The following is a 5702-nucleotide window of genomic DNA, read 5'->3' on the forward strand; positions in this document are numbered from 1 at the left end:
GGGCGCCCTCACCGACGCCCTGGCCGACGCCGCCCGCGCCGCCGGCGCGGTCATCGCCACCGGCCACCGGGCGGTACGCGTCGACACCGACGGCCGCACGGCCGAGGTCACCCACCGCACCGCCGACGGCGAGGGCGTCGCCGCAGCGCGGCACGTCCTGGTGAACGCCTCCCCGCAGGAACTCGCGCGGCTCACCGGCGACGCGCCCCCGCCACCGGCCGAGGGCGCCCAGCTCAAGGTGAACATGCTCCTGAAGCGGCTGCCCAGGCTGCGCGACACCTCCGTCGACCCGCGCGAGGCGTTCGCCGGCACCTTCCACATCGCCGAGGGATACGGGCAACTGGCCGCCGCCCACGCCCAGGCCACCGCCGGTGAGCCGCCCGCCGCCCCGCCCTCGGAGATCTACTGCCACTCGCTCACCGACCCCACGATCCTCGGCCCGGACCTGGCCGCCCGGGGCTACCAGACCCTCACCCTGTTCGGACTGCACACTCCCGCCCGGCTGTTCGAGCGGGACAACGACGCCGTGCGCGAGGAACTCCTGAAGTCGACGCTCGCCCAGCTCGACGCCCATCTCGCCGAGCCCCTCGCGGACTGCCTGGCCACCGACGCCGACGGCCGCCCGTGTCTGGAGGCCCGGTCCCCGCTGGACCTGGAACGCGACCTCGGACTGCCCGGCGGCAACATCTTCCACCGCGAACTGTCCTGGCCCCACGCCCAGGACGGCACCGGCCGCTGGGGTGTGGAGACCCGGCACGCCAATGTCCTCCTGTGCGGCGCGGGCGCGGTGCGCGGCGGCGGGGTGAGCGGCGTACCGGGACACAACGCGGCCATGGCGGTGCTGGAGGCCGGGGAGGCATGACGCGCCGACGGACGACTCCGGACGTAGTACTCTGCCTGAAGTGGTGTGATGACGGGTGCTGCGGGCGGAGTGATGGCAGTGGTCAGACGGAACGAGCAGCGGCGGGCCGCGCTGGTGGACGCCGCGATCGAGGTGCTGGCCCGTGAGGGCGCCCGGGGACTGACGTTCCGGGCGGTGGACACCGAGGCCGCCGTCCCCGTCGGCACCGCGTCGAACTACTTCGCCTCGCGCGACGATCTGCTCACCCAGGCCGGCGCCCGGGTCTACGAGCGGCTGCAGCCCGACGAGGAGCTCATCGCCCGGCAGCGGGCCGCCGGCCGTGACCGGGAGGTCTACGCCGGGCTGATGCGGGAAGTGGTCGGCCGTGTCGCCGCCTTCCGCACCGGATACCTCGCCCTGCTCGAACTCCGGCTGGAGGCCACCCGCCGGCCCGAACTGCGCGAGGTGCTCACCGAGCGGGTCCGTGCCGACGTCGAGGCCAACGTCCGCTACCACGAGGGGTCGGGCCTGCCCGGCGACGCCACGGCCGTCAAGCTGCTGTACCTGGCGCTGAACTGGCTGATCGTCGAACAGCTCACCCTGCCGGACGTCTTCACCCCGGACGAGCGCGAGCGGCTGGTGACGGCCGCGGTCGAGCGGATCGTGGCCGCCGAGTAGCCGAAGCGGGCGGTCAGTCCCGCTTCTCGCGCAGGTCCACGATGCGCCGGATCTTGCCCACCGAGCGCTCCAGCGTCTCCGGGTCGACGATCTCCACGTCCGCGGAAACCCCGATGCCGTCCTTCACGGCCGCCGCGATCGACCGGGCGGCCGCATCCCGCGTCGTGGTGTCCGCGCCGGAACGGGCCTCCGCGCGGACGGTGAGGGAGTCCATCCGGCCCTCGGTGGTGAGACGGAGCTGGAAGTGCGGTGCCACACCCGGAGTGCGCAGCACGATCTCCTCGATCTGCGTGGGGAAGAGGTTCACCCCGCGCAGGATCACCATGTCGTCACTGCGGCCGGTCACCTTCTCCATCCGCCGGAACACCCGGGCGGTCCCCGGCAGCAGACGGGTCAGGTCCCGCGTCCGGTACCGGACGACCGGCATCGCCTCCTTGGTGAGCGAGGTGAAGACCAGTTCACCCCGCTCGCCCTCCGGAAGGACCTCACCGGTGAGGGGGTCGACGACCTCCGGATAGAAGTGGTCCTCCCAGATGTGCAGACCGTCCTTGGTCTCCACGCACTCCTGCGCGACACCCGGGCCGATCACCTCCGACAGCCCGTATATGTCGACCGCGTCGATCGCGAACCGCTCCTCGATCTCCTGGCGCATCCGCTCCGTCCACGGCTCGGCGCCGAAGATCCCCACCCGCAGCGAGGTGGAGCGCGGGTCGACACCCTGCCGCTCGAACTCGTCGAGCAGGGTGAGCATGTAGGACGGGGTCACCATGATGATCTCGGGCCTCAGGTCCTGGATCAGCGTCACCTGACGGGACGTCATCCCGCCGGACGCGGGGATCACCGTACAGCCGAGCCGTTCGGCGCCGTAGTGGGCGCCCAGACCACCGGTGAACAGACCGTAGCCGTAGGCCACATGTGCCGTGTCCCCGGGCCGCCCGCCCGCCGCGCGGATGGACCGGGCCACCATGTCGGCCCACATGGAGAGGTCGCCTTCGGTGTAGCCGACGACCGTGGGGCGTCCGGTGGTGCCGCTGGAGGCGTGCAGACGGCGGATACGGTCGCGGTCCACCGCGAACATGCCGTACGGGTAGTTCTCCCGCAGGTCCGCCTTGGTGGTGAACGGGAAACGGGACAGGTCGGACAGCGAGCGGCAGTCGTCCGGGTGGACGCCCGCCTTGTCGAAGGAGTCCCGGTAGAACGGCACACGCTCGTACGCGTGCCGCAGCGAGTTCCGCAGCCGCTCCAGCTGGAGCGCCCGCAGGCCCTCGGGGTCGAGCCGTTCCGCCGGGTCCAGCAGGTCCGCCGCCTCCGTCATCAGGACGTTCTCCTCGCCAGTCGAGCGATCGTGCCGATCCGGACGACCGATCATTCGGTCGACCCACCGGGATCAGTAAGTCAGGCCATGCCGCCCAGGGCAAGAGTCCCGCCCGCACTTCTCCCGCGCCGGCCCTCCTCACGGGGCCGGCGCGGCGGAGCCCGCGTCCCGCGGTCCGTACGCCGTCATGAAGCGGTCACGGAACTCGTCCATGCCCCAGCGCGGCGCGTCGGCCGCGGGCTTGAGGCCTTCGGTCCAGTTCCAGCCGGCCACCCGGTCCAGCACCTCCGGGTCCTTGGCGACGATCGTGACCGGCACGTCCCTGCTGGTGCTCCCGGCGGTGACGGTGGGCACCGGCTGGTGGTCGCCGAGGAAGACCAGGACCGTGTTCTCGTCGCCGTACCGCTCGACCCACTCGGTGATGCTGCTCAGCGAGTACTCGATGGCCCGCCGGTACTCGGTGCGCACCTTCTCCGGGTCCTTCCAGACCTCCTTCGGGTCCGTGCCCTCCTTCTTGATCCGGTGGAACACCGAGCCGTCGCCGAGGTCGTCCCAGTCGATCATGTGCGCGACGGGGGACCAGGGGCTGTGGCTGGAGGCGAGGATGATCTCCGCCATGATCGGCTCGCGGTCCTCCCTGCCGTGCTCCAGCCGCTCGAAGGCCTCCAGGCTGAACTGGTCGGGCACGGGGGTCCAGCTGAAGTACGGGCCGTGGTAGCCGAGGTGCTCGGAGTCGTAGATGTGGTCCAGGCCGAAGAACTCGCCCTCCGGCCAGGCCCGCCGCACCCCGGGCACGATGCCGACGGTCCGCCAGTCGCCGGTCTTGCGGAAGTACTGGGTGAGGGTCATGCGGTCGCTGGTGGTCAGGCTGCGGTAGCGCTGCTGGTTCTTGATCCACAGACCGGACAGGAAGGTGGAGTGCGCGAGCCAGCTTCCGGCGCCGGTCACCGGGGACTTCAGCCAGCCGCTGCGGGAGGCGAAACCCGCGTCCTCGAGCCTCCGGGTGCCGTCCTCGAGCGCCGCGTCGACCGGTCCCGCCATCGCCGGGTCGTCGATCGCGACCCGGCCGTAGCTCTCGATGAAGGTGAACAGGACGTCCTTGCCGCGCAGCCCGGTGAACAGCCGGTCGGGCGGTGTCCTCGCGAAGGCGTCGACCGCGGCCTCCTTCTCGAAGACCCGCGCGTCGCGCAGTCCCGCCCGCACCTGCTCCACCCGGTTGCCCAGCATCTCCGCGGTGCCCTTGGTGGCGATCCGCACACCGGCGACCTGCACGCCCGCCGTGACACAGGTGATCCACGCGACGCCCAGGACCAGCACGGTGCGGACGGCGACGGGACGGTGACGGGCCATCAGACCGGTCAGCCGCACCGTCGCCAGCGTCATCAGCGCCAGCAGGGCCACGAACAGCACGATCACCCCGGCCACGGCGAGCACCTGCCCGCCCCGGCCGAACGACTCCCGGACGAAGTCCGTCGCGTCGTCCAGCAGGATCCAGTCGAGCACCAGGTCGAAGGGCCGGGCCAGCACCTGGTGGAAGCCCATGTCCACGAACTTCAGGACGGTCAGCAGACCGAGCAGGACGCCCGAGACCACCGCCGCGGTCCGCCGCCACCGCGACGGCAGTGCGAGCAGCAGCGCGGCGAGCAGGATGCCCTCGGCGGGCAGCCGGACGAACGCCCGGACATCGAGGCGTCCCACCTGGTTCGGCATGAGGAACGCGAAGAGCACCAGCACCCCGGCGAGAACGGTCGTCCCCACGGTGACGCCGCGCGCCGTACGCGGCCACCGGTGCCGCCAGCCGAACCAGCCCGGCGGCGTGACCACCGGCGGTGTGCTCCCGGCCGGCTCCTCGGGCGCGGCCGGGTCGCCGCCCCGGTCCGCTCCGCCCTCGGTGGTGTCCGGCAGCCGGCGGGGGCGAATGAAGAGCGACACCCGGGGGGTCCTTCCGTGCGGTCCTGCGGTGGCATGGCGAACAGGGCCCGGCGAGCGGGCCTGCCCACACCAGTACGTCGGCACGTCGCCGTGGGTTCAAAGCGCGCCGGACCGGTTTGCCCCGCCCGCCCCGGCGTCCTCGCGGAAAGGTGCTCCTCGCGGCCTGTCGGGGGCAGGGACCGGTCGCTAGGCTGGCCCGCGGACGACGGTAATCGGGAGGAGCACGGACGTGGCCGAGAGCACCACCCAGCAGCGCCCGCTCACGGGCTGGGACAAGCCGGAGCTGGACCTCAGCAACGCGCAGTGGCAGTCCAGCAGCCGTGGCCTGGGCGATGTCCAGATCGCCTTCGTGGAGGGCTTCATCGCCATGCGCAACAGCGGCAGCCCGGAGAGCCCTTCCCTGATCTTCACCCCCGCCGAGTGGGGCGCGTTCGTGTCGGGAGCGCGGGAGGGGGAGTTCGACCTGACGTGAGCGGCGCCGCCGCGGGGGGTGTTCCGCGCGTTTTTCCGGACACGCGATCCGAAGCGCCGTTCCCGGACCGTGCCTGAGTCGGGCCGGCCGGGGGGCGAGGACCGAAGGCCGTATCCCGGAGGCGAGGAACCATGAACACCCAGCCGGTCGTCGCGGCGGTCGACGGTTCGGACGACAGCCTGCACGCCCTGGAGTGGGCCCTCGACGCCGCACGCCGGCGCGGGGCCCCGCTGCGGATCGTGCACGTGCGCCAGTACGCCCCCTGGGCACAGCCCGAGGTCCTGGCGGCCGGGCCGCCCGACCCCGACGAGGACCCGGTCCTCGACCAGGTCCGTAGTCACCTGGCACGGCGCAGCGGCCTGCCCGCCGCCGAGTACGTGGCGCTGGAGGGGGCGCCGGGCGCGCTGCTGCCCGAAGCGGGGGCCACGGCCCGGCTGCTGGTGCTCGGCTCCCGGGGCCGCGGG

Annotated in this window: 5 protein-coding genes and 1 pseudogene; 4 read left to right on the top strand and 2 right to left on the bottom strand. The window is 72.5% G+C overall.

Annotation, left to right across the window (positions count from 1 at the left end):
• Both B7767_RS27600 and B7767_RS27605 read left to right on the top strand, forming a co-directional pair.
• Positions 1-862 (top strand): annotated as a pseudogene (locus B7767_RS27600) (FAD-dependent oxidoreductase); the annotation flags it as partial.
• A 78-nt stretch (positions 863-940) separates the two neighbouring features.
• On the top strand, positions 941-1519 hold the full coding sequence (locus B7767_RS27605; protein ID WP_085574550.1) for a TetR/AcrR family transcriptional regulator: 579 nt from the start codon (positions 941-943) through the stop codon (positions 1517-1519).
• A gap of 13 nt (positions 1520-1532) precedes the next feature.
• On the opposite strand, the gene paaK is transcribed toward B7767_RS27605, so the two are convergent.
• Positions 1533-2834 (bottom strand): phenylacetate--CoA ligase PaaK, encoded by a 1302-nt coding sequence (gene paaK / locus B7767_RS27610; RefSeq protein ID WP_085574551.1) that lies wholly within the window; start codon positions 2832-2834, stop codon positions 1533-1535.
• Positions 2835-2972: 138 nt separating this feature from the next.
• Positions 2973-4544 (bottom strand): sulfatase, encoded by a 1572-nt coding sequence (locus B7767_RS27615; protein ID WP_373408245.1) that lies wholly within the window; start codon positions 4542-4544, stop codon positions 2973-2975.
• A gap of 451 nt (positions 4545-4995) precedes the next feature.
• On the opposite strand from B7767_RS27615, the gene B7767_RS27620 reads away from it, so the two are divergent.
• Both B7767_RS27620 and B7767_RS27625 read left to right on the top strand, forming a co-directional pair.
• On the top strand, positions 4996-5238 hold the full coding sequence (locus B7767_RS27620; RefSeq protein ID WP_030862688.1) for a DUF397 domain-containing protein: 243 nt from the start codon (positions 4996-4998) through the stop codon (positions 5236-5238).
• A 131-nt stretch (positions 5239-5369) separates the two neighbouring features.
• On the top strand, positions 5370-5702 hold a 333-nt coding region (locus tag B7767_RS27625; RefSeq protein ID WP_143652659.1), incomplete at its 3' end, for a universal stress protein.

It is taken from the genome of Streptomyces sp. 13-12-16, assembly GCF_002114215.1.
Taxonomy (GTDB): domain Bacteria; phylum Actinomycetota; class Actinomycetes; order Streptomycetales; family Streptomycetaceae; genus Streptomyces.

What these genes read in the sequence shown, in the direction of transcription:
- paaK (WP_085574551.1), bottom strand. Translation starts at nt 2,834, where the DNA reads ATGACGGAGGCGGCGGACCTGCTGGACCCGGCGGAACGGCTCGACCCC.
- B7767_RS27615 (WP_373408245.1), bottom strand. Translation starts at nt 4,544, where the DNA reads ATGCCGAACCAGGTGGGACGCCTCGATGTCCGGGCGTTCGTCCGGCTG.